Origin of the sequence: Spirosoma endbachense, from assembly GCF_010233585.1 — a bacterium.
Lineage (GTDB): Bacteria > Bacteroidota > Bacteroidia > Cytophagales > Spirosomataceae > Spirosoma > Spirosoma endbachense.
Genome location: NZ_CP045997.1, coordinates 982,406 through 1,004,367 on the forward strand (window position 1 = coordinate 982,406; position 21,962 = coordinate 1,004,367).

The 21,962-nt window shown below is 47.5% G+C and carries 18 protein-coding genes and 1 pseudogene; 11 read left to right on the top strand and 8 right to left on the bottom strand.

The window, feature by feature from the left end; translation table 11 throughout:
• Positions 1 to 4: 4 nt before the first annotated feature.
• Entirely contained in the window at positions 5 to 1,549 is a 1,545-nt protein-coding gene (locus tag GJR95_RS03980; protein ID WP_162384657.1) for a sensor histidine kinase, read from the bottom strand.
• Positions 1,550 to 1,637: 88 nt separating this feature from the next.
• On the opposite strand from GJR95_RS03980, the gene GJR95_RS03985 reads away from it, so the two are divergent.
• Positions 1,638 to 2,138 carry a DUF3299 domain-containing protein gene (locus GJR95_RS03985; RefSeq protein ID WP_162384658.1) on the top strand — a complete coding sequence of 167 codons (501 nt, stop codon included), beginning with the start codon at positions 1,638 to 1,640 and terminating at the stop codon, positions 2,136 to 2,138.
• Positions 2,139 to 2,282: 144 nt separating this feature from the next.
• Here GJR95_RS03985 and GJR95_RS03990 read toward each other — a convergent pair whose 3' ends face one another.
• Entirely contained in the window at positions 2,283 to 2,465 is a 183-nt protein-coding gene (locus GJR95_RS03990) for a transposase (RefSeq protein WP_449618980.1), read from the bottom strand.
• Positions 2,466 to 2,785: 320 nt separating this feature from the next.
• Here GJR95_RS03990 and GJR95_RS03995 point away from each other — a divergent pair, with 320 nt between their 5' ends.
• Complete coding sequence (locus GJR95_RS03995) at positions 2,786 to 2,962, top strand: hypothetical protein (protein ID WP_162384659.1); 177 nt, start codon at positions 2,786 to 2,788, stop codon at positions 2,960 to 2,962.
• Positions 2,963 to 2,987: 25 nt separating this feature from the next.
• Positions 2,988 to 3,293, top strand: coding sequence for a hypothetical protein (locus tag GJR95_RS04000; protein ID WP_162384660.1), 306 nt, complete (start codon positions 2,988 to 2,990; stop codon positions 3,291 to 3,293).
• A gap of 66 nt (positions 3,294 to 3,359) precedes the next feature.
• On the opposite strand, the gene GJR95_RS04005 is transcribed toward GJR95_RS04000, so the two are convergent.
• From GJR95_RS04005 to dnaN, 3 genes are all read right to left on the bottom strand, one after another.
• A complete protein-coding gene (locus GJR95_RS04005; RefSeq protein ID WP_162384661.1) occupies positions 3,360 to 4,211 on the bottom strand; it encodes an oxidoreductase in 852 nt (283 codons plus the stop codon).
• Positions 4,212 to 4,547: 336 nt separating this feature from the next.
• Positions 4,548 to 5,774 carry a TCR/Tet family MFS transporter gene (locus tag GJR95_RS04010; RefSeq protein WP_162391558.1) on the bottom strand — a complete coding sequence of 409 codons (1,227 nt, stop codon included), beginning with the start codon at positions 5,772 to 5,774 and terminating at the stop codon, positions 4,548 to 4,550.
• A 60-nt stretch (positions 5,775 to 5,834) separates the two neighbouring features.
• Complete coding sequence (gene dnaN / locus GJR95_RS04015) at positions 5,835 to 6,956, bottom strand: DNA polymerase III subunit beta (RefSeq protein ID WP_162384662.1); 1,122 nt, start codon at positions 6,954 to 6,956, stop codon at positions 5,835 to 5,837.
• 235 nt (positions 6,957 to 7,191) lie between these two features.
• Between dnaN and GJR95_RS04020 the strand changes: the two genes are divergently transcribed.
• Positions 7,192 to 7,704, top strand: a complete 513-nt coding sequence (locus GJR95_RS04020; RefSeq protein WP_162384663.1) for a DUF2480 family protein — start codon at positions 7,192 to 7,194, stop codon at positions 7,702 to 7,704.
• A 711-nt stretch (positions 7,705 to 8,415) separates the two neighbouring features.
• Here GJR95_RS04020 and GJR95_RS04025 read toward each other — a convergent pair.
• Positions 8,416 to 9,267, bottom strand: a complete 852-nt coding sequence (locus GJR95_RS04025; RefSeq protein WP_232541069.1) for a nuclear transport factor 2 family protein — start codon at positions 9,265 to 9,267, stop codon at positions 8,416 to 8,418.
• A gap of 108 nt (positions 9,268 to 9,375) precedes the next feature.
• Positions 9,376 to 10,245: an AraC family transcriptional regulator gene (locus GJR95_RS04030; protein WP_162384664.1), complete on the bottom strand. Its 870-nt coding sequence runs from the start codon at positions 10,243 to 10,245 to the stop codon at positions 9,376 to 9,378.
• A 115-nt stretch (positions 10,246 to 10,360) separates the two neighbouring features.
• Between GJR95_RS04030 and GJR95_RS42935 the strand changes: the two are divergent.
• The 7 genes and pseudogenes from GJR95_RS42935 to GJR95_RS04065 all read left to right on the top strand — a co-directional run.
• Positions 10,361 to 10,673, top strand: a pseudogene (locus GJR95_RS42935) (IS701 family transposase); the annotation flags it as partial.
• Between the two features lie 187 nt (positions 10,674 to 10,860).
• Positions 10,861 to 12,774, top strand: a complete 1,914-nt coding sequence (locus GJR95_RS04040) for a polysaccharide biosynthesis protein (RefSeq protein WP_162384666.1) — start codon at positions 10,861 to 10,863, stop codon at positions 12,772 to 12,774.
• A gap of 189 nt (positions 12,775 to 12,963) precedes the next feature.
• The gene (locus GJR95_RS04045; protein WP_162384667.1) at positions 12,964 to 13,860 is read left to right on the top strand and encodes an ABC transporter ATP-binding protein; all 897 of its coding nucleotides are present in this window, start codon (positions 12,964 to 12,966) and stop codon (positions 13,858 to 13,860) included.
• A gap of 102 nt (positions 13,861 to 13,962) precedes the next feature.
• Positions 13,963 to 17,625 (top strand): ABC transporter permease/M1 family aminopeptidase, encoded by a 3,663-nt coding sequence (locus tag GJR95_RS04050; protein WP_162384668.1) that lies wholly within the window; start codon positions 13,963 to 13,965, stop codon positions 17,623 to 17,625.
• A 3-nt stretch (positions 17,626 to 17,628) separates the two neighbouring features.
• A complete protein-coding gene (locus GJR95_RS04055) occupies positions 17,629 to 18,588 on the top strand; it encodes a c-type cytochrome (RefSeq protein WP_162384669.1) in 960 nt (319 codons plus the stop codon).
• Between the two features lie 113 nt (positions 18,589 to 18,701).
• Entirely contained in the window at positions 18,702 to 19,160 is a 459-nt protein-coding gene (locus GJR95_RS04060) for a DsrE family protein (RefSeq protein WP_162384670.1), read from the top strand.
• A gap of 8 nt (positions 19,161 to 19,168) precedes the next feature.
• Positions 19,169 to 20,062, top strand: coding sequence for a LysR family transcriptional regulator (locus tag GJR95_RS04065; RefSeq protein WP_162384671.1), 894 nt, complete (start codon positions 19,169 to 19,171; stop codon positions 20,060 to 20,062).
• Positions 20,063 to 20,114: 52 nt separating this feature from the next.
• On the opposite strand, the gene GJR95_RS04070 is transcribed toward GJR95_RS04065, so the two are convergent.
• On the bottom strand, positions 20,115 to 21,869 hold the full coding sequence (locus tag GJR95_RS04070; protein WP_232541070.1) for a DUF6044 family protein: 1,755 nt from the start codon (positions 21,867 to 21,869) through the stop codon (positions 20,115 to 20,117).
• Between the last annotated feature and the right edge of the window lie 93 nt (positions 21,870 to 21,962).

Below are 21,962 nucleotides of genomic sequence, written 5' to 3' on the forward strand. Positions count from 1 at the left end.
TAATTTAATTGATGTCATAGTGAGCGGATTGCATCTTATACGGAATACTAACTTGAACTTTGGTGCCTTTACCGGGCACCGAACTGATTTTTAACTTACCATTAAGCAATTTGGCACGTTCCTGCATATTATGGAGCCCCTGTGAAGGAGCGCGATCATTTTTAGCTGGCTGCGAGAGCTTTGAACGCTGGCTTGCTGGTCGAAACCCCCGGCCATTGTCAGTGACAATCAGGTGGACATAATTTTGCCGTTCAATTAATTCGATATGGATTTGCGAGGGATGAGCATGGCGAACAGCATTGCTCAGGGCTTCCTGCGTAATCCGATACAGCATAATTTCAACGTTTTTATCTAAACGAGGATCATCGGTAGTAAGGTTCGATTCAAACGTTACATCGACGGTATCACTACGATCATTTTCGGCCAGCATTTTAATGGCGGGGATAATTCCAAAATCACTTAAAACGCTAGGCATTAAATTGTTAGAGATGGTGCGTGTCTCCTGGATCGTTTGGGTGACTAATTTTTTCAGGTTGCTAATACTTTTAGAGCGAACCATAAATTCTGTTGTTTCAGACCCGGCTAACGAACGCTTTAGGCCAGCTTCCAGACCTTCAATTTGAAGTTTGATTGCTGTCAGCATCTGGCCAAGCCCATCGTGCAGGTCCCGCGACAGTCGTTTCCGCTCGTCTTCCTGCCCGGCCATCAGGTAAGAGGTGCGCAATTTCTGCTCATCGATTTCCTGCTGATACTGCAACCGGGTAGCCTCAAACAATTTCTGTCTCGTTTCACTCAGCGATTTATTGACGCTCAATAGTTGTTTATTGGCAATACTTGCCTGTCGTTCAGCTTCAATGAGCTGCGCAATGGTCTGCTTGAGCCGACGTGTAGCCGGTCGGAAAATTAATAAGCCAATTCCCAGCAAAACCATTATAGATACCAGATATAAGTAGAGTTCAATGGACTCAAGCCTGGTAAGCTGATTCCGTAACTCGCTCGTATGCTGGCGTACTATTGTGTCTATTTCCTCCAGAAACGGCTTTTCATTGGCCAGGAGTAATTTCAGGCTAGCCTGTGTATCTGGACTCGTTACATCTTCGGGGCGCTTCAACCGGATCAGATGCCCAATGCTACGCTGAAAAGCGGAAAATTCCGGACGGATACTATCGTATAGCCGCTGAACCGTGTTAGAGTTAGGAATCAGTACATTGTGAGCAATTACCTGCCCTTCCCGACTTTGAAGGTGATAGCGCTCAAACGTGCTGAATACGTGGCTTAATTCTGAAAGATTCTGATTGAAATTATCGCGTTCATTAATGTCAGTAACCTGAAGTGCCTGTTTGACAATCTGCTGACTTTGGTGACGTTGGAGCGCTGTATAGCGTATAATCCATAGTTCATCCTGCACAGTGCTTAGACGCCACTGAGTCAGAATCTGGCCCCCCGTAAGGAGAACGGCCAGTATAATAAATAAAGTTACGTACAGGCGCGTGAACCGAAATGGAATTGCCTGATCGTTTTTTGTGTTATCGCTGAGTAGTTCGGACACGGTCAGTTAGATCGAAGCCAAATGATTGAGTAAATGTAGTAAATTTCGTAGTTTTACCTCACACTTGTCCCATACTGTGCCCAACGCCATGAATCGCCTACTCGTTGCTCTGCTATTCGCCAGTTTTATTGCATTTTCTTTCCGGCCTCTGGAGCCACTAAACCCAGGCCGTAGAACCCCTTCAATGGCTATTTTGGCAACTGCCGAACCGGTTAAATTGTCGTGGGAGGTTTTACGCGACGTCACTTTCAAAAAGAAGTGGTATGCGGAAGAATCCGTTTATATGCTTTATCCAACGTTTGGGCAGGGCATTCAGAAACTTAATGGAAAAACGGTTGAATTAACTGGCTATGTATTGCCAGTGGATCTGGAATCAAATCTGTATGTATTGTCGGCCTTTCCATACAGTGCCTGTTTTTTTTGTGGAGGAGCAGGACCGGAGTCGGTTGTATCCTTGAAATTCAAGAAAAATGGTAAAAAGTTTAAAACCGATGAGCGCCGTACTTTTCATGGAACGCTCAAACTGAATGCTGATAATATTTACGAGCTCAATTATATCCTGGCTGATGCTGAGATGATCGAGCAGTAAGGGAAATAGAATACACTAAAAAAAGCCAGCAAATCAGAAATTTGCTGGCTTTTTTGGTTTGTCCATCAGCTGATTCTGGGTAGTCTATAAATGATTGATAAGGGTGAATTAGGAGCAATGTCAAAAGTTGTGGAGCATCTGGGGTTAAGCATATAACGGAGTTAGGCGATGTAATAAGAACGCCACATTCTTGACTCCTCTGAATTGGGCTCGGAAGGCTTTGATCTTGGCATTGAAGGACACCGCCGACGCATTCGTGCTGCGGTTGTCAAAGTAGTTCAGGATGGGTCTGATAATGGTTTTGAATCGAACGGTCCGCCCTAACAAACGAAAAAAGCACTTACCATTTCTGATAAGTGCTTGATTTTCAGTGGCGGTCCGGACGGAAAATCAAGATGTGTTGATAATCAGTACAATTACGTTCCTATTCGGAAGTAATTCGGAAGTGATAGCCATTTTTTACAATTATTAGATGTGTTTTACGCCTTTGGCGTGTGTGTCAGCCGTGACAAGCCAGTCGCGGTAGTCTGGCCAAAACTACTAAGTAAGTAGTCAGTATAGAGGTCGAGGGTTGTCTGCATACTCAAAATTAAACCAGCCATCCAAAAGGTGGCGTAACATCAGTTCTTAACACAATAGCATGAATTATGGAGAATTCTGTTTTTTCGTTAGTCCTGCCTCGCATTCATTCGCGCTTACTGGCCGATGTCATTAGTACCCAACCAACAGGAAGCCCTACTGTAGACTATCTGCTCATTGTCGGCGTCTTCGCCGTCGCTATCCTGCTGATTGTGCGCCGGGTTCGTAAGCGAAAGCAGCCGTAAACACCACGAACTTATTCTGAAAACGATGTGGATCGATCTTCTAAAAACGTGGCTCATCGAACTTCCCATTCTGTTGTTGTTTTTGCACAAATACGACCGGCCTGTTCCTATTTTATTGCTCGGGGCCTTAATTAGCGCATCGACCTGGCCTTTTTTGGTCTATTATAGGACTCAGATTGGCGGTAATATCGTCTTGCTCGAACTAGTTGTAGCTTTCGTTGAAAGCTTTTGGGTACGTTTTCTCTGGAATACATCCTGGCCATTAAGCCTACTTATTGGCTTCACGTGCAATGCCATAAGCTTTGGTTTGGGTTGGCTCGGATGGGTGTAAAGTCAGCTATTGACTACAAAAAACGGGCTGTCTCGAAGATCGGAACAGTCCGTTTTTAAAAAGCGATTACGCGTCAAAGCCCGTAGAAACCGTAAGCTCTTTCCAGCGCTCCAGTTCTTCCTGAATCGCACTTATTTTCGCATTGGCCATATCATACGCGTCCTGGCCAAGGAATAAATGCACGGGTGGATTCAGTTCGGTAGTGATCTGAATCATGGCCAGTGCCGCCTTCTCCGGATCACCCTGCTGATTTCCATTCAGAACATGCTGATGGTGGTGCTGCGACTCCCGGACTTCCTTATACGCGTCAATCTGGTTTTGAGAAACACCCATCGATCCGGCAGTAAGGAAGCTCGTTCTAAAATAGCCAGGTTCAACAATCGTGACATGAATCCCGAAAGCTTTTGCCTCGGTTGCTAACGACTCCGAAAATCCTTCTACGGCAAACTTCGTGGCGCAGTAGATTCCCCATCCGGGAAAGGAACCGAAAAAACCACCAATTGACGAGATATTAAGGATATGGCCGGAGTTTTGTTGTCTCAGATAAGGCATTGCCTGCCGGACCACATTCAGGGAGCCAAATACATTAACCTCGAAGTTATCGCGGGCTTCCCGATCCGTCAGTTCTTCAACACTGCCCGATAAACCATATCCGGCATTGTTAACGACCACATCCAGCCCGCCAAGCGTACGGATTGTGGTGTCGATCGCCTGCCGGACGCTATTTTCATCGGTAAGATTCACCGCTAAAGGCAGGAAAGAGGCCGTCGTGTTGCCAACGGCATCGGCAAGCTCCTTCTGATTCCGGGACGTAGCCGCTACGGCGTATCCCTGCTGCAATAATTTTTGTACCAATACGAGTCCCAGCCCTTTGGAGGCACCGGTCACAAACCATACTTTTTTTGTTGCTGTATCCATGATTGATTTTGTTCAGAGACAAGACCTGGCAGTTGTGTTTCCTGTGCTGAACTGTCTTTTGCAGTTGCGCACAATCTGCTGCTTGTGTACCACAAAAGTAGAACCGGGCAACAGACCAGGGCTTACCTGAATCAAACGGATACTTGCGCAAATCAAACAATTCTTAGCGCGGCAGAAAATAGGTGTTTGTGTTTAAAAATGCATGGAATAGCCCGCATCTGCCATATGATGCATAATGACATACTGAGGTGCTACTATAAAGTGGCCAGGCTAACCGGTATTTTGCCTGTCGTATTACAAAATACAAGTATATAGATGGGGGCCTGATAAAGAAGGCTAACTAGCCGTTTCCCGCTCACGATTCAGTCCACGTCTGGCCAAAACGGCACTGATAAGAATGAGAACGGAGCTCAATACGAACGGTGCACCAGGGAAATAAATGGGAGCAGTGGTTGCGGTGAAGAAGGAAAACAGGTTTGTCATAATGAACGGACCAACAATAGATGTCGTGCTGGTCAGGCTGGTCAACGCGCCCTGTAGTTCACCCTGTTCATTAGCCGGAACCTGATTCGAAATGATACCCTGTATCGACGGCCCGGCAATACCGCCCATTGCATACACAGTCATAAAAGCAAACATCATCCAGCTTTGATTCGCAAAAGCGAACAGAGCGAAGCCAATGGCGCTGAACAGCATGCCGACATAAACCGACCGTTGCTGACCTAATTTGGGAATAATTACCCGGCTTAGGCCACCCTGCACGACAGCAAACGATACGCCAATGGCGGCCAGGGATAAACCCACGGTTTTTTCATTCCACTTGAATTTTTCCATCGTGTAGAACGTCCAGGTTCCCTGTACGGCAAATCCGGCAATATAAACCAGAACCAGCGAGGCCACTAAACCAAGAATGACAGGATATTTTCCCAGACGCGCCAGTGAACTTACCGGATTCGCGCGTCGCCAGTTGAAAGGTCGACGATGTTCGACGGGGAGTGATTCCGGGAGGATAAAATAACCGTATAGAAAGTTGACCATTGTTAGCCCCGCCGAAACAAAAAACGGCACCCGCGGTCCATACTGTCCCAGAAATCCACCGATGGCAGGACCTAAAATAAAGCCAACACCAAACGCTGCTCCGACCAATCCAAAGTTCTGTGCCCGTTTCTCGGGAGGGCTAACGTCGGCAATATAGGCGGTTGCGGTTGTGAAACTGGCTCCCGTAATGCCCGCCAGTATTCGGCCCAGGAATAGCCAGCCAATACTGGGCGCAAAGCCCTGAAGGATATAGTCGAGGCCAAAACCAAAAAGGGAGAATAAAAGTACGGGCCTGCGTCCGAACCGATCGCTCAAACCACCCAGAATCGGTGAGAAGGCAAACTGCATGAGCGCATAGGAAGATGTCAATAAACCACCCCAGTGCGCTGCCTGGCTAATATTACCGTGAATCAGTTGCTCAATCAGTTTCGGGAAGACTGGAATAATGATACCTAATCCCGTAACATCAATCAGGAGCGTAATGAAAATGAAAATAAGGGCCGGAGCCGTACGTTTGGGGGCCATAAAGAATAATGAATGCCGAACGATGAGTGCTGAACCAGCACTCATCGTTCGGCATTCCCATTACGCGTATGTATTCAGCATAACTGGCATTACCAGCATCAGAATGTCTTCGTTTTCTTCTTTATCGGCCGGAATCAGCAGACCCGCGCGGTTGGGAGCCGATAGTTCGAGGGAAACCATTTTTGCGCTGAGGTTGCTCAATACTTCCGACATCAGTTTGGCGTTGAAGCCAATCTCCATCGGTTCGCCATCGTAGTCGCAGAGGAGTTTCTCATTGGCTTCGTTGGAGTAATCCAGATCTTCAGCTGAAATGGTCAGAGAATTTGCTTTGAGCGACAGCCGAATTTGATGGGTAGTCCGATTGGCGTAGATCATGATCCGTTTCAGCGAGTTGAGCAGATCAGTCCGGCCGATGGTCATTACATTTGGATTGTTGGTCGGAATCGCGTTTTCGTAATCGGGGAATCGCTCATCGATCAACCGGCAGATCAGTTGCGTTGGCCCGAACGTAAAAGATGCGTTTGCCTGGCTGAATTCAGCCGTGACCGGAACGTTGTCGGGTAAGGATGCTTTCAGCAACTGCAACGCTTTCCGTGGGATAATGATCGACGAACTGGCCGATGCACCCAGGTCGGTCCGACGATAGCGAATGAGCCGATGCCCATCGGTAGCCACGAAGGTCGCATTATCCGGACTCATTTGCAGATAAACCCCGGTCATCGCTGGGCGAAGATCATCGGTGCTCGTTGCAAAAACTGTATTATTGATCGCTCCCAGTAAGATGTCAGAAGACATCTCGACAGACATGTTCTTGTTGACGGTCGGCAGTTTGGGGAAATCGATCGGGTTTTCGCCGGACAGTTTATAGCGACCGTTGTCGGTCAGGATTTCAGTTCCAAATGTCTCTGTATCAATATTTACCGTTACGGGCTGTTCGGGAAGGCTACGAAGTGTATCGAGCAGCAATTTAGCCGGAATAGCAATGGCTCCGTTCTCGGATGCATCGACCGGAATTTCCGTTGTCATGGTCGTTTGCAGGTCCGAAGCGGTTACGGTCAGCGTACCATCGTCAATGCGAAACAGGAAATTTTCCAAGATCGGCACAATCGGGTTAGTTGCCACGACGCCGTTAATATTTTGAAGGTTTTTTAGCAGTACGGACGAGGAAACGATGAATTTCATGGGCCAATCGTTTAAGGGCAGTTCATAAATAGATGTAAAGACAAAAGTAGCAAAAAATGTGGACTGTCGGGCGGCTTTTTGTCAACGGTTATAAAGAACCTTTCGATAGTAAAGGGTTGTTGCAAAGAAAATAGTGAGCAGTCGATAGTATACGATTTTCCAGAATCATGGCACATTCCTGGTTCTCTGCTTATACGCTTCTGATTGCAAGCTATAGATCAATACAACTGGACGAATGGAAACTGAGATTATTAACCGTGTTGCTACGAGTGGCCTTGTGTCGCTTGATCTGGAATCGTACTATCATCCTGGCGAACGGGTTGTCTATGATTTAAAAGATAACCTCTATATGGGGTTGATTCTTAAGGAGAAAGATTTTCGGGCTTTTCTGAAAGAGCACGACTGGAGTCAGTACGACGGCAAGAATGTAGCCATTACCTGCACCGAAGATGCGATCGTACCAACCTGGGCCTATATGCTGCTGACGATCCAACTGCAACCCTTCGCCAATACGATTGTCTTCGGAAATCTCACCGATCTGGAAGAAAAGCTCTATTTCGATGCTATTGCACAGATTAATCCTGACGATTATCGAGATGCTCGTGTCGTGGTGAAAGGGTGTTCTAAAGTTCCGGTTCCAACAGCTGCCTATGTCGAATTGACTCGTGTATTACGTCCTGTTGTGCAGAGCCTTCTTTTTGGTGAACCATGCAGTACCGTACCCCTTTATAAGCGCCCCAAAGTATAAGCTGTATATGGAGTTTATTGCTCGATCTTAGCCTTATGCTTCCCAGGCTAAGGCGTTTTGCCATGATGATACTGCTGCGGCTGCCGCTGCTGTTGGCTCATTTTTACGTGTATCCTCTCTGAATCAGAAGGGAAAAAATCATTTTCCGCCACAAATAGCGTCTCACAGCCGCTAGGGCATCACTGAACGTCAAGAGGCCTTTGGCATACCAACGGCTGACCTGACTAACTAACTGACCTTACTTCTGTAGTGAGTTAGTCATCAAGGTAATGATCGAAAACAAGAACGGCATCTCGCTACAATCTCTGGCCTTGATGTTGGCGCCCCCGCTTTGTTTCAATGTTTCAACAATACCCACCACTTCCGGTTGTTCTCCAATAAATACTGACAAGAACTGATTCAATAAAAGTCGGCTGGCGGTCAGTGCCGACCATCGAGTCTGACTTAGCACCCGATGATACTTGTGAAATGCTTCACCTGACTCAAACCGACAATTCGTAGCACGAAACTAACGATGCGTTTGCCAGGAGCAAGTACAGCGCTAGCTACTAAGAGTTGAACATGACTAAAACCCGTTAACAGAACAGGTTCGCATAGAATAATCTTACTGAAAGAAACTCGCTGGGGAGTTGGGGCATATAGAAGTAAGTTTGGTAGCCTAAATCTACATATCAAATCCCAGCGGGCTTCTTCTAAATGGCTAAAGTCAAGCTAAAATTTACCATTGTTATTTTTCCATTCTGCCTTGGCGGGAATGGTTTCAATCGTATCCCAATGTTCAGCAATCCTGCCGCTTTCTACCCGAAACAGGTCATAAAATGAAGTTGGTTTTCCTCCGAAAGTACCTTCACTCACTACTAAGACAAAATTACCCTCACCTAATACTTTGTGAATTTTATCATACTTCATCGTTATGCCCTTCTTAGCCATTGCTTCCAGGGCCGCGCCTAAGCCAGATAGACCATCACCAATTTGCGGATTATGTTGACTATACGAGTCGCCATTGAAATAGCCGGTTAGCTTCTCCATTCGGCCATTAACCAGAATATCATCAACAAATGATTTGACCAATGCTTTGTTGGTTTCGGTTTTATCGGCATCAGCAGCTTGAGTGGGGCCATCAAGCATTGTATGGCCGCTAGGGTTAGCTGTGGTAGGCTTTTCCTGTAGGTTGTCCCAATGTTCGACGATCTGACCGTTTTCAAAGCGGAATACATCAAAGCCGATCTTAGGGCCAAAGAAGTTATAATCCGTATGAGTAAACACATACTCCCCATCGCCAAACGCTCGAACTGTGTTTACTTTAGCTGAGCCTTTAGGCAGTTGTTGAAGTAGGGCACCAAAACCAGCCAGCCCATCAGCGGCTCCTAAATTATGTTGGATATACTGGTTGGGATTGATAACGGATACGGGGCCAGCCTCCCCAGTTTCGATGCTTCTTAGCAAAGCAACAACCTGATCTTTTTTGTTCATGGTTTCTATCTTTTTTTGTGCGCAGCTAACTTGGCTTGTACCCAGCCCAATAAACAGGGCCAGCGACAAGGCGGTATGATGTAAATGCATGATTTTCATCGGTTTGTTAAGATGATTTTGACAATGCAAAGGTCGCTTTCCAAGCCGCTTGAAGAAAGATAGAAATCCGAGAAAGACTGATCAAAACGCGAAACGAACTTAAACTATAAACGATTTTCGGAACTCGGCAGGTGTTTGGCCAATCTGCTGGCGGAAAAAGCGGGAAAAATTGCTGGGTTCATCAAAACCCAGCATAAAGCCAATTTCCTTTATTGATTGATTAGTGTGCACTAAGAGCCGCTTGGCTTCTAACAGGACCCGTTCTTCGATGAGTTGTTTAGGGGTTTTGCCAACCGATTTAGCAATCGCCTGCTGTAAACGTCTTTCAGTAATACCAATTTGTTGGGCATACTGATTAACGGATCGTAGCCTTATAAACTGTTTTTCCATCAACTCTGTGAAGTGCAAAGTATGATCCAAATCGGGGCCTTTCTTAATTTCGGTAAAGCCTTGTCGCCGTCGCTCTCGATCCGCCAGTAACAGCAAATTATGAACTAAGTTCTGTAATACCGACGCATGGACTGGATCGTTAGGCTCCGCTAGCTCATGCTGCATTTGTTGGAAAATGATTGTTAAATCTGTTTGGGCTTCATCCAGTTGAATAGTTGGAATTTCCAGCAGGTCATGAAACAGAATTGTATTCCGTAGAAACTGAGCATCTTGCGTATTTCGAGCAAAAAAAGCATCGGTGAATAGGAGCACCCAGCCGTCATAATTACCTGTCTGATCAAAAAAGTGCACTCGGTTTTTGTTGATAAAAAGCAGTGTGCTGGGCTTAAGCGTGATCGGAATGAAATCAACCGTATGGACCGGTGTACCTTGAGTAAACCAGAAGATATGATAAAAATCAGTTCGGTGAGGTTTAATGATATTAAGCTGATGCTGTTGAAAAATGGCTGAAATAGCTGCTAATTCAATCTCAGCAGACAAACCGGGTTTGAAGTCATATGTCTTAATCGATTCCGGCATGGATCAATGGATATAGTGTTTGCTGAATTTTACTAGTTATTAGCTGATGTTACGCAGTGATTGTGCCTTTGTCGCAATCTGGGCAGAATCTACCGTTTTTGCCAGTATGAAAGGACTGACGCTGGAACAAGATTTATATTCGGACTATCTATTGGTCAATCAGCAACAGGCCACCGCCACCCGATTGGGCGCTCTTTTAGAACAGCAGCTTAGCCATGATCGGCTAACTCGTAGCCTGAGCAGGCCGACTATGGCTCGGCTCAACGCTGGCAAGTTATCAAGCTTTTGTGTAACAGATAGTTGACCCAGAGGGACTCTTACTGCTGGATGATACCGTCGAAGAAAAACCCAACAGTCAAACCAATGAGTTGATCAGTTACCACGTTGACCAAATCAAAGGTCGCTCGGCCAAAGGTATCGATCAACTCGCAAAAAACCGTTTAGTTACTCTACTTGCAAGCAGATCGTCTATTTATATAGAAATTAAATTTATGTAAAAGTTACATAAATGCTTGCCAGCCTAAGTCACTTATTTATCTTTGCTAGTCGAATAGTCAGTTTTTATTGACTACTGTGCCCGTAACCACATCGACTTTGTAACGATAAAAGCCTGTAATGAAGCAATTACTGTCAGCGAAGGTTACTACTCGATTTGCCCCTCGTTTGGTTGTCCTGCTGGTCGACCTGACAATAACTGTTTTATCGTTCATCTGCGCCTGGGCCTTACGATTCAATTTTGCGATTGAACCGGCTAATTGGCATTGGAATCACTTTTTGGGCTTGCTGTTTTGCCGATTCGTACTGTTTCTCTGGATTCGACCTTTTGCGGGCGTTATTCGGCATACAGGGATAGAAGATGTGCAGTTGATTGGGCAGGCCGTTACGCTTAGTAGCCTACTGGCTGGCATTGGCTCCTACAGCCTAAGCGTGATTTACAGCGATCCAATGCTCTATATTCCCGTTTCAATTTTAGTCATTGACTATTTTATTAGTATCGTATTGCTGGTCACTATTCGGTTCACTACCAAATACTTGTATCAATTATTGATTGCAGGGCCAATCAGCAAATCGCGGCCTGTACTCATCTATGGTGCAGGTGTGATGGGTATTCATACGAAAGGCATTCTGCAACGTAATCCCGATTATCGTATCCTGGGATTTATTGATGACAATCCAGCCAAAGTTCAGAAAACGGTACAGGGCGTACCCGTATTTAGCCCGATTCAGGCGGCTACGCTGTTTCTCCGAACGACGAACAATCCCGAAGTAATTCTGGCTATTAACAACCTGCCAGCTCACCGCCGAAACGAGATTGCTAATTTTCTCCTTCGCTATCAGGTTATTGCCAAAATGGTGCCATCAACGCAGAACTGGATAAATGGGCGATTGAGCACCCGTCAAATCCGCGATGTTCAAATCGAAGATTTGCTGGGACGCCCAGCCATCCAGCTAAACAATGCTGCCATCGGTAAACAGATTCGTGGACAGGTCGTTCTGGTAACAGGGGCAGCGGGATCGATCGGTAGTGAGCTGGCTCATCAACTATTATCCCATAGCCCGAGCGAGATTATATTGCTGGACCAATCCGAATCGGCGTTGTATAATCTGGTTTTCAAACTTCGTAAAGAGCTGGGGAGTGCCATTCAGGGGCTTGCCCTAAGGAGCCAGATTGCCGACGTAACCGACGCGGGGCGGATGCGTAAATTATTCGAACGGTACCAGCCTGTGTTTGTCTTCCATGCAGCCGCTTATAAGCATGTGCCGCTGATGGAAGAACATCCTTATGAAGCCATTAAGGTCAACATACTGGGTACGAAAGTCATTGCTGATTTAGCGGTGGCCTTTAACGTGCGGAAATTTGTGATGGTTTCGACGGATAAAGCCGTTAATCCGACAAACGTAATGGGAGCGACCAAACGCCTTGCCGAAATGTATGTACAGAGTTTGAATGCTGGATCGTCCACTCATTTTATCACAACCCGCTTTGGTAATGTGTTGGGTTCTAGCGGGTCTGTAGTGCCGATGTTTAAGCACCAGATTGAATCGGGAGGCCCGGTTACGGTGACACACCCTGACATTACAAGGTATTTTATGACCATACCGGAAGCCTGCCAGCTGGTACTTGAGGCCGCTGCAATGGGTAGTGGCGGAGAAGTATTTGTATTTGATATGGGCCAGCCCGTTCGCATTGCTGATCTGGCTTATCAAATGATTCGCTTGTCGGGCTACGAAGTGAATAAAGATATTGAGTTGCACTTTACGGGTTTACGGCCGGGCGAGAAGCTGTACGAAGAATTGCTGAGTACCAGCGAAGATTGCTTACTGACCCATCATCCAAAAATTAAAATAGCCCGTCTTCAGCCGCTTGATTCGGCTTTATTGCAAAAATCTATGGCACGTCTCAAACTGGTCTTAAGTGATGCTGATGATATGACGTTAGTTGGCATTCTAAAAGAACTTATTCCTGAATATATCAGCAACAATTCGCCGTTTTCGAAGCTGGACGAGCCCAAGTTTAAGGTAAATTAAACTTAATACTACATCGCAATCTGTAGGGCTTATTAATCTGAATAACTACCTTACTCCGCTGCTGGCGGAGTTTTTTTGTGCCTTTTGGACTCAATAACTACCGTCTGAAAAAGTTTGGCTAGTGTTTTCAGGTACATTTAGGATATTCGTTTCTAATTCTATAATGCCAAATCTTCATTCCCTTTCAGTATGCAACTCGAAATTCAAGGTCTATCAAAAACATATGCTAACGGTGTTCGGGCGTTAAAAAACGTCTCGCTGACTATTTCGCAGGGCATGTTTGGCTTACTTGGCCCAAACGGTGCGGGTAAATCCTCACTGATGCGGACGATTGCAACGCTACAGGAAGCCGACAGCGGTAGTGTACGGCTGACGGGCCTGACCGAAGATCTGGATGTTTTGACCCAGAAAGATGCGGTGCGTCGGGTATTGGGCTACCTGCCGCAGGAATTTGGCGTTTACCCACGCGTAACGGCCGAAGCAATGCTCGATCACATCGCTTCGCTCAAAGGAATTGCCAACGGTCGCGAACGGAAAGAGATTGTTGAAGGGCTTTTGCAGAAGGTGAACTTATACCAGGTTCGCAAGAAGAATCTGGGTACTTATTCGGGCGGCATGAAGCAGCGTTTTGGCATTGCGCAGGCCTTGATTGGAAGCCCACGGCTCATTATTGTCGATGAGCCAACCGCTGGGCTTGACCCCGCCGAGCGGAATCGTTTTCATAACCTGCTGTCTGAAATTGGTGAAAACACAATTGTCATCCTATCCACTCACATCGTTGAGGATGTAACGAACCTTTGCTCCGATATGGCAATCATATGCCTCGGCGAAGTCGTTGCTACCGGCGATCCTAATGATCTAGTGGCTGACCTGAAGGGTAAAATCTGGCAGAAATTTGTCGAAAAAACCGAAATCGATTCCTACCGGCAAACCCACCGGGTGATTTCAACCCAGCTCAAAGGTGGTAAAACCCGTCTTCACGCTTATAGTGACCTGCCGCTGGCTGATTTTGAGCCGGTTGCCCCGGATTTAGAAGATGTTTATTTCGCCAAGATTACAGAAAAGATGGATGTGGTTACGGTTTAGTAGTGGCCCGGCTATTGACGGCTTACTATAATGCCGTTGAAGCTAAACGATAACTGATTCTCCTCACTCCTACTCCTCGCTCTTACTACTTATAGCCTAGCCATGTTTACCGAAATCTTCCGCTTCGAACTAGCCTATCGGCTAAAACGACCTGCGACTTACCTATACGCTCTGATTCTGTTTCTGTTTACGTTTCTCTTTGTCATCTATGGTAGTGGCCCCGCATCGGAGAAGACAAATGTCAATTCACCGTATGCCATCAGCCAGTTTGTAGTTGTATTGACCGTTTTCGGGATGCTTATCGCATCGGCGATTATGGGCGTGCCGGTCTACCGAGACATCGAACACAATACGAAAAACTACTTTTTCAGCTTTCCAATTACCGAGCGGGGCTATCTGCTGGGCCGTTTCGTTGGTTCATTCGTTGTCTTATTGGGCATTATGGCTGTCGGCATGCTGGGCATTGTCATTGGTTCGTTGTTAGGGCCAGTCTTTAATCTGGCGGATAATACCGAACGCTTCGGACCTATCCGGTTTCGTGATTATGCGTATCCGTTTGTGCTGTTCGTCGTGCCGAATATGTTTCTGGCAGGTAGTATCTTCTTTGGGTTGGTAGCCTTTTCGCGGCAGGTATTCACGACCTATGCCGGTAGTATACTCTTGTTTATTGGCTACCTGTTGGGATCTACGCTGTCGCAGGATCTGGAGAATAAACACCTTGTCAATCTACTTGATCCATTCGGATCATACGCCTACGATGCCGCTACTAAATACTGGTCGCCGGTAGAACAAAACGCCTTATTGGCACCACTGGAAGGCGATCTGCTAACCAATCGACTCATCTGGACAGGCGCGGGGCTGCTGGTGTTTATCCTGACGATAGTGCGGTTTAGCTTTTCCCGCTTTCTGGCCGTAAAGCTGGGTCGGGCGTCGTCACGAAAAAAAGGGAAAGTCAGCGAAGAGGACGGGGCTGTGCCATCGCTGGCAAGTTTGCCCACGCCAAAGCCTGTTTTTCAGACCGGGGCTTACATCAGGCAGATGTTTCGGCAGGCCAGGCTGGAGTTTGGCAATATTGTTCGAGACCCCTACTTCATTGCTATTCTAATCGGTGCCGTATTGTTTCTCTTTTTAGATGGTTGGTTTGGCGCACAGATATTCGGTACATCATCGCTGCCAACGACTTACGCGATGCTCGAAGCGCGAAATGGCACCTTTTTCTTCTTTGTACTGATCGTCCTGATCTTCTATACCGGCGAAGTCGTTCATCGTGATAAGGTGGTTCATTACGACACAATTGCTGACGCGCTGCCCGTACCCGACTGGATGAACTACGGATCTAAACTCCTGTCGATGATTTACGTTTGTGTGCTGCTCTGTACGCTTATCATCGTGTCTGGCGTGCTGAATCAGACGGTTAAAGGGTACTTCAACTACGAGCTGCCACTCTATTTTCGAGATGTATACGGCGTTGCCTTCTCGCAGTATTTTCAGCTGGTAATGCTGGCGTTTTTTGTCCATACAATGGTCAACCAAAAATTTGTGGGCCATATCGTGACACTGGCAGTATATGTTGTTATCTGGGCCGTGCCACAGTTTGCCGAGTTCAATTACCGGTTGGCAATTCCCTTTTCGGGAGGTAGTGTTCAGATTTCGGATATGAACGGTTTCGGCCATTACCTGACCGCACTGGCTTCATTCCGGCTGTATTGGTATGCCTTTGGTGGCGTACTTTTAGTGGTTGCCCTGTGGTTCTGGAACCGGGGAGCCGATACGAGTCTTAAATCGCGCTGGCAACTGGCCCGGCAGCGAATGGGCCGGATTTCGATGGCGATGTTCGCTCTTCTTTTGCTCGCGTTTGTGAGTATGGGCGCGTGGATATACACTAATGTCAGCGTTAAAAACCGCTATTTATCGGCCGATGAGCAACGCGAGCTACAGGCTACATTTGAGAAAACATACCACAAATACCTTGATGTGCTGCAACCGAAAATCACCAGCGCAAAAGTCAATGTTGATGTATTCCCCGATGAATTCAGAGCGGTTGCTTCGGGTGCGTTTGTGATGGTTAATAAAGGCGACCAACCGATCGACTCGCTCCACCTGACTCTTCCGGCCGATAACTTCCACCGGCAGTTGACCAAACTACTAGTCGATGGCAAAGCGCCTGCCTTAGTGCTGAATGATAGCAAGTTAGGTTATTATATTTACCGCCTACCCAGGCGTCTGAACCCCGGCGATACGGCCCGGATGAACATGGCCGTGACGGGACAATACGTTGGGTTCAGCAATAGTGGCGATAGCCGGGATGTTCTCGCTAACGGTACATTCTTTAATGTGAGTATCTTTCCGGGCTTCGGCTATAATGAAGGACTTGAACTGACCAGCGATAAATACCGGAAGAAATATGGATTGCCTATTAAACAATGGACAGTGCCTGCTCAAAACGATCCGCGCGGTCTGCGTGATTTCCTGTTTACCGATGATGCGGACTGGGTCACCTTCGAAGGAATCATCTCGACCACGCCCGACCAAACCGCTATTATGCCCGGTCAGTTATTGAAAACCTGGACGTCAGCTGGCCCGGATGGGAAGCCACGAACGTATTTTAACTACAAACTGCCCGGCTTTTCAGACTATTTCTTTAGCATGTGTTCGGCCAAATATGGGGTCAAACGCGATACGTGGAAAGGGGCAGATGGGCAAACTGTGGCGCTGGAAGTCTACCACCATCCGGGTCACGACCGCAACCTGGATCGGTTCATCGCCAGCATGAAAGCGTCTCTGAGTTATTACACAAAAAACTACGCTCCTTATCCCTATCCGGTTTTGCGGGTGCTGGAGTTTCCACGGTATGCTTCATTTGCGCAGTCGTTTCCGACAACCGTGCCTTACTCGGAAGAATTTGGTTGGGTTGGCGATTTTCGCGATCCGAACAAGACCGATTATGCCTATTATGTAACAGCTCACGAGGTAGCGCACCAGTGGTGGGGACACCAGGTTATGCCCAGCCGGACACGCGGTTCCAATCAGATTTCCGAAACGATGGCCGAATATTCGGCCCTGATGGTGCTAAAAGAGCGGTATGGAGCCGATGCCATGCCGAAATTTTTGAAGTATAGTCTTGATCAATACCTGCGGGGCCGATCCAATGAAGACAAGTTCGAAGCGAATATGCTCGATAACGACACCCGTTCGTATATCTGGTATAACAAAGGCTCGATGCTAATGTATGCCTTGCAGGATTATATAGGCGAAGATCGGGTCAATAAGGCGATGAACGACTACATGAAGGCGGCTCGTTTCCGGCAGAAAGCGCCGTTTACTACCTCGCTGGAATGGTATGGTTTCCTCAAATCGGCCACTCCCGATTCGCTGAAGACCTGGCTGACCGATAGTTTCGAGAAGCTGACCCTCTATGACAACCGCATCACCAAAGCCGAAGCAAAGCCATTGGGAAATGGGCAATACCGTGTGAAATTGTATGTTCGTTCGGCAACGGAATATTACGACAAAGCGGGTAAAGAACTTTCGAAGGGCAAAGGTCCGGTCATTGTCGATGTAGCCGTACTAACCGACGACAGCAAGAACAAAGATGGTCTGACAATTAAAGTACCTTTGTTTATGCAAAAACGTAGTTTGACACCGGGCGAACACGTTATCGAAGTGACAGTGAAGGGAAAACCAGTCAAAGCGGGTATCGACCCTTATAACAAGCTGATTGACCGCGTATCTGACGATAATCTAGTGACTGTAGATTTGCCATAGACCATGAAAAATCACGTTGTTGACATTCGTTCGATAGTTACCCGAAAAGAAGTTTATGGACTCACCAGTCTGGTTATTTTGGCTATCGGTCTGCTGGCACTGACACCACCCGACTATTGGCGTCCACCAGCCGATAGTCGGATTCCGGCTGGTGATTTGGGAAAGCAGATTCGGTATGGTCGCGAGTTGATTGCCCATACGGCAAAATATTTAGGCCCAGCGGGATCGGTCAGGCATCTGTCCAATGGTATGAATTGCCAGAATTGCCACCTTGAAGCCGGGACAAAGGTGTTGGGGAACAATTACTCGGCTGTCTTTTCAACTTACCCGAAATTTCGTGACCGCTCGGGTGCCGTCGAATCAATTGTGAAGCGGGTATCCGATTGTTTTGAGCGTAGTCTGGGCGGCAAAGCCCCGGATAGTACGAGCCGTGAGATGAAGGCAATTGTGGCTTACATCCAATGGCTGGGTTCCGACGTTCCCAAGGGGCAGCGGCCCGATGGGGTGGGGCTGGCTAAGTTGGCCTATCTGGATCGGGAGGCCGATTCAACAAAAGGTCGTGTAGTCTATGTGACCAAATGTCAGGTCTGCCACGGTGTAAACGGCGAAGGTATTAAAGCGGCTGGCGCTTCAGAGTATGTGTATCCGCCGATGTGGGGTCCACAAAGCTATAACGATGGAGCCGGGTTATATCGATTGTCGAACTTTGCCGGTTATGTCAAAAACAATATGCCTTTTGGGTCCACGTATGCCAGTCCGCAGCTAAGCGACGAAGAAGCCTGGGATGTAGCCGCTTTTATTAATGCCATGCCCCGGCCACACAAAGATCAGAATAGCGACTGGCCCAAGGTAGCCAGCAAGCCCGTTGACTTCCCATTTGGCCCGTATTCAGACTCATTCAGTGAGCGGCAACACAAATTTGGCCCGTTTCAGCCGATTGCTGATGCGCGAAAAGTGAAGTAGCTTTACCAACGCTTTTGCCGGGAGCTATGCATTGGGTCGTTCAAACACCCTTAGAAAACGTGGTATGACTCCCAGCGGAAGCGCTGTTTACTCAAAATCAAAAACTAATAATCATGAAGAAATTGACTTATCTGTTCATACTGGTTTCCCTGAGTGCTTTAGCTCCAGCTATGGCCCAAACAAACGAAACCGGTGTGTTCCATGGAGCTCAACCAACGAAAGATCGATATCGCGCTGTTTACCAACTCAATACCGCCGATACCGCCGTTATCCGGCATGCATTGGCCAATATTCAGAATGCCCTGAACGACCCACGCCTGAAAGGTAAATTAGAGGTCGAACTCGTGGTCTATGGCGGAGCGGTAGCTACATACCGAAAAGACAAGCCGTATTTCGAGAAAGAAGTCACAAGTTTGCAAAAGCAGGGAGTCATTATGGCTATGTGCGAAAACACCATGCGGATTCGGAAAATCAGCCGCGATGAATTATTCCCCATCATTAGCTATGTACCAACGGCCAACGGCGAACTCATCATCCGCGAACAGGAGGGCTGGGCTATCATCCGTCCGTAACGTTGGCCATGCTCGATTTTCGCCTGAACGTCTTCTATACGGTTGCCAAACGGCTTAGCTTTACCAAAGCGGCTGCCGAACTGTATGTGACGCAGCCTGCCGTAACGAAACATATCCAGGAGTTAGAACATCACTTCGGTACGGCTCTTTTTGATCGGAGGGGTAATCAGATTAGCTTAACGGCCGCCGGGAGTTTGCTGCTTCGTCATGCCGAAACCATTGTGGCAACCTATCGCCAACTGGAGTTCGACATGAACGGACTCAAAGGTCAGCCGGGTGGAACGCTTCGGCTTGGGGCCAGCACAACCGTTGCGCAATACGTCATTCCGCCTGTACTGGCTCGTTTTCATGAACATTCGGCCGATATCACCATTTCGCTCCTGAGCGGTAATACCGAACAGGTGGAACAACAGTTACTCCACAATGATATTGAACTGGGTCTGGTAGAAGGGCGAACGCATCATAGTGATATCCGATATACGCCATTTGTAAAAGATGAACTAGTGCTCGTCTGCCGGGCCGACCATCCGTTGGCCAACCGCGATGAGATTACGCTCGATGAATTAAGAACGGTTCCTATTCTACTGCGGGAACGGGGATCGGGTTCGCTGGAGGTCATCGAACACGCGCTCAGGGGCGTAGGGCTTCGGCTTACTGATCTAACCATCGAAATGCAACTAGGTAGTACCGAGAGCATTAAGTCGTATCTGGGTAGCTCGCGGTGCATGGCCTTTGTGTCGATTTTTGCCGTGCAGGACAAAGTGCGCGCGGGCATCCTAAAAGTGCTTGATGTACAGGGACTTGCTATTCATCGGGAATTTTATTCAATTCAGTTACAGGGCGTTAGCGAAGGGCTGGCCGATACATTCATGCGATTCGCCCGGCAGCATTACAAGCGGTAAACCAGTAGGGGAAGTGCCTGGGACAGGGCGATAAAACGAACTCTGTTCCACGCTATTGCACCCGATACAACCATATTTGCCAGTAGCTTTCCGGCTCGTCAAATACTTTTTCCAGGCTTAGTCGGTTTTGGGCTGCGTTAAGGATCGGTACCGCAGATACGACATAGTCGCCATCAAGGGCTTTCAACGCATCCGTATCAATCTGGAGATGACTTACCGACCGATTTTGGGTCTTGCCGAACAGATAGTTCATACCTAGTTCAGCCGTGTAGAGGTAAACACGGCAGGCATAAGCATCGTAATAAACCCGCATTTGTCGGGTTCCTTTGGTCAGTTCAGCCGCAATGATTTTTCGAAAAGCGTGTTTGTAGGGGAGGGGATAATTATTCTGGTAACTATCCAGCGTATAAAATCCATTGAACTGTGCGACCGACGGATGCATACCGAGGCAGATTACCCGGTAATCGGCCTGTGGTCGATGGATGTAGTCGCGAATTTGGGTGAATTGTTTTTCGGCAAAAAAGGCCCGGAAGGATGGATGCTGCGCTTCTGTGACAAATCCAGCCAGCTTACCCACATTAATGCACCATTCTTTGTTGGCCACGACCATCAGCAAGAGCTGCCCAGCCAGAACCAGACGATTCCAGCGGCCATTGGCCCTAAACTGCTGGAGGGATAAGGCAAGCAGACAAAACCATAGCGTAGGAAGCAGGAAATAGAAACGGTCGAACTGAAAAACCCGAAATTTCATTCCCAGCGAGCTATCGCCGAGCCATACGATGAGATAATGGTAAAAACCATGAATCAGACAGAAAATACCGGCTATGATTTGCAACCCCACGAGCCACCAAACGGCTCGACGATTATGCCGCTTATAGGCTCGCCATGCGCCTAAACCACTTACCGTTACAATGCCCAGCGTCAGAAAGGCGCCCGTGTTAAACATCGGCCAGACAAACAAATCAGCACTTCGGCGCAGGCTGTCCAGAATCTTCATGGAGCGGAGTTGCGCATAATCGAACTCAACCCGTTCGGAAACGTACGTCTGGTTGATAAACGCATAAATCAGCTCCCACTCACTGGCTAAATACACCATCGACAGTAAAGCCAACCCGAGCAGGAACGGCCAGTTGACCGTTCGATGGCGTATCAGGCTAATCAGCCCAATTACACCAAGGGCTATGCAGATAAATAAGCCAGCCCAGACAAAAAAGGAGTAAAAGGGAAAGAGAACAATGATCAGCCAATCGGTCCAGCGGCTTGTATATGTCAGCAGGTTCAGAAAGGCGAATAGGAGCAGCGGTTGCCCACTGACCGATGCACCATGCACGGTGTAACAAGGTACTAACGCGAACAAAAATGCGATGGCTACCCGTGTGAACGCCCACTGAGGAGCGGGTAAAATGTGCTTCTTCAGCAACAGGTACATGCCCCAAAAACCAATGCTGTGTACGGCGGCAAAATTGAGAACCTGTGCGGCATAAGGCGGAAGCAGCCAGAACGAGAGCACTTCAAGATTCAGGCCAGTACGGAAAGCCGAACGGGGAATACCCGTGAAACTCCCGCCACTCATCGCATTCGGAATTAGTGTATTTAGATCGAAATTGAAGGCTGTGCCGGTAATCTTCAGGAGATACAGATACAGAAAATCGCTATCCAGATTATCGTGAATAGTTAAATGAGCACCTTCGCCGAGCCAGACATACGGAAATACATAAAGTACTAACAGGCCAATGGCCATTCGTAAATACGTCTTTTCGGATGAAGCGGTGGGTGAGTCGACAATTGAAAGAGGAACAGGAGGCATAACGCAATTTACTAGTCCAAATCGGCTGGATTATTAAAATCCGGTGCGGGTTCGAAAAACGAAATTACTGAAAATCGCTGAGAGGTAGGGAAT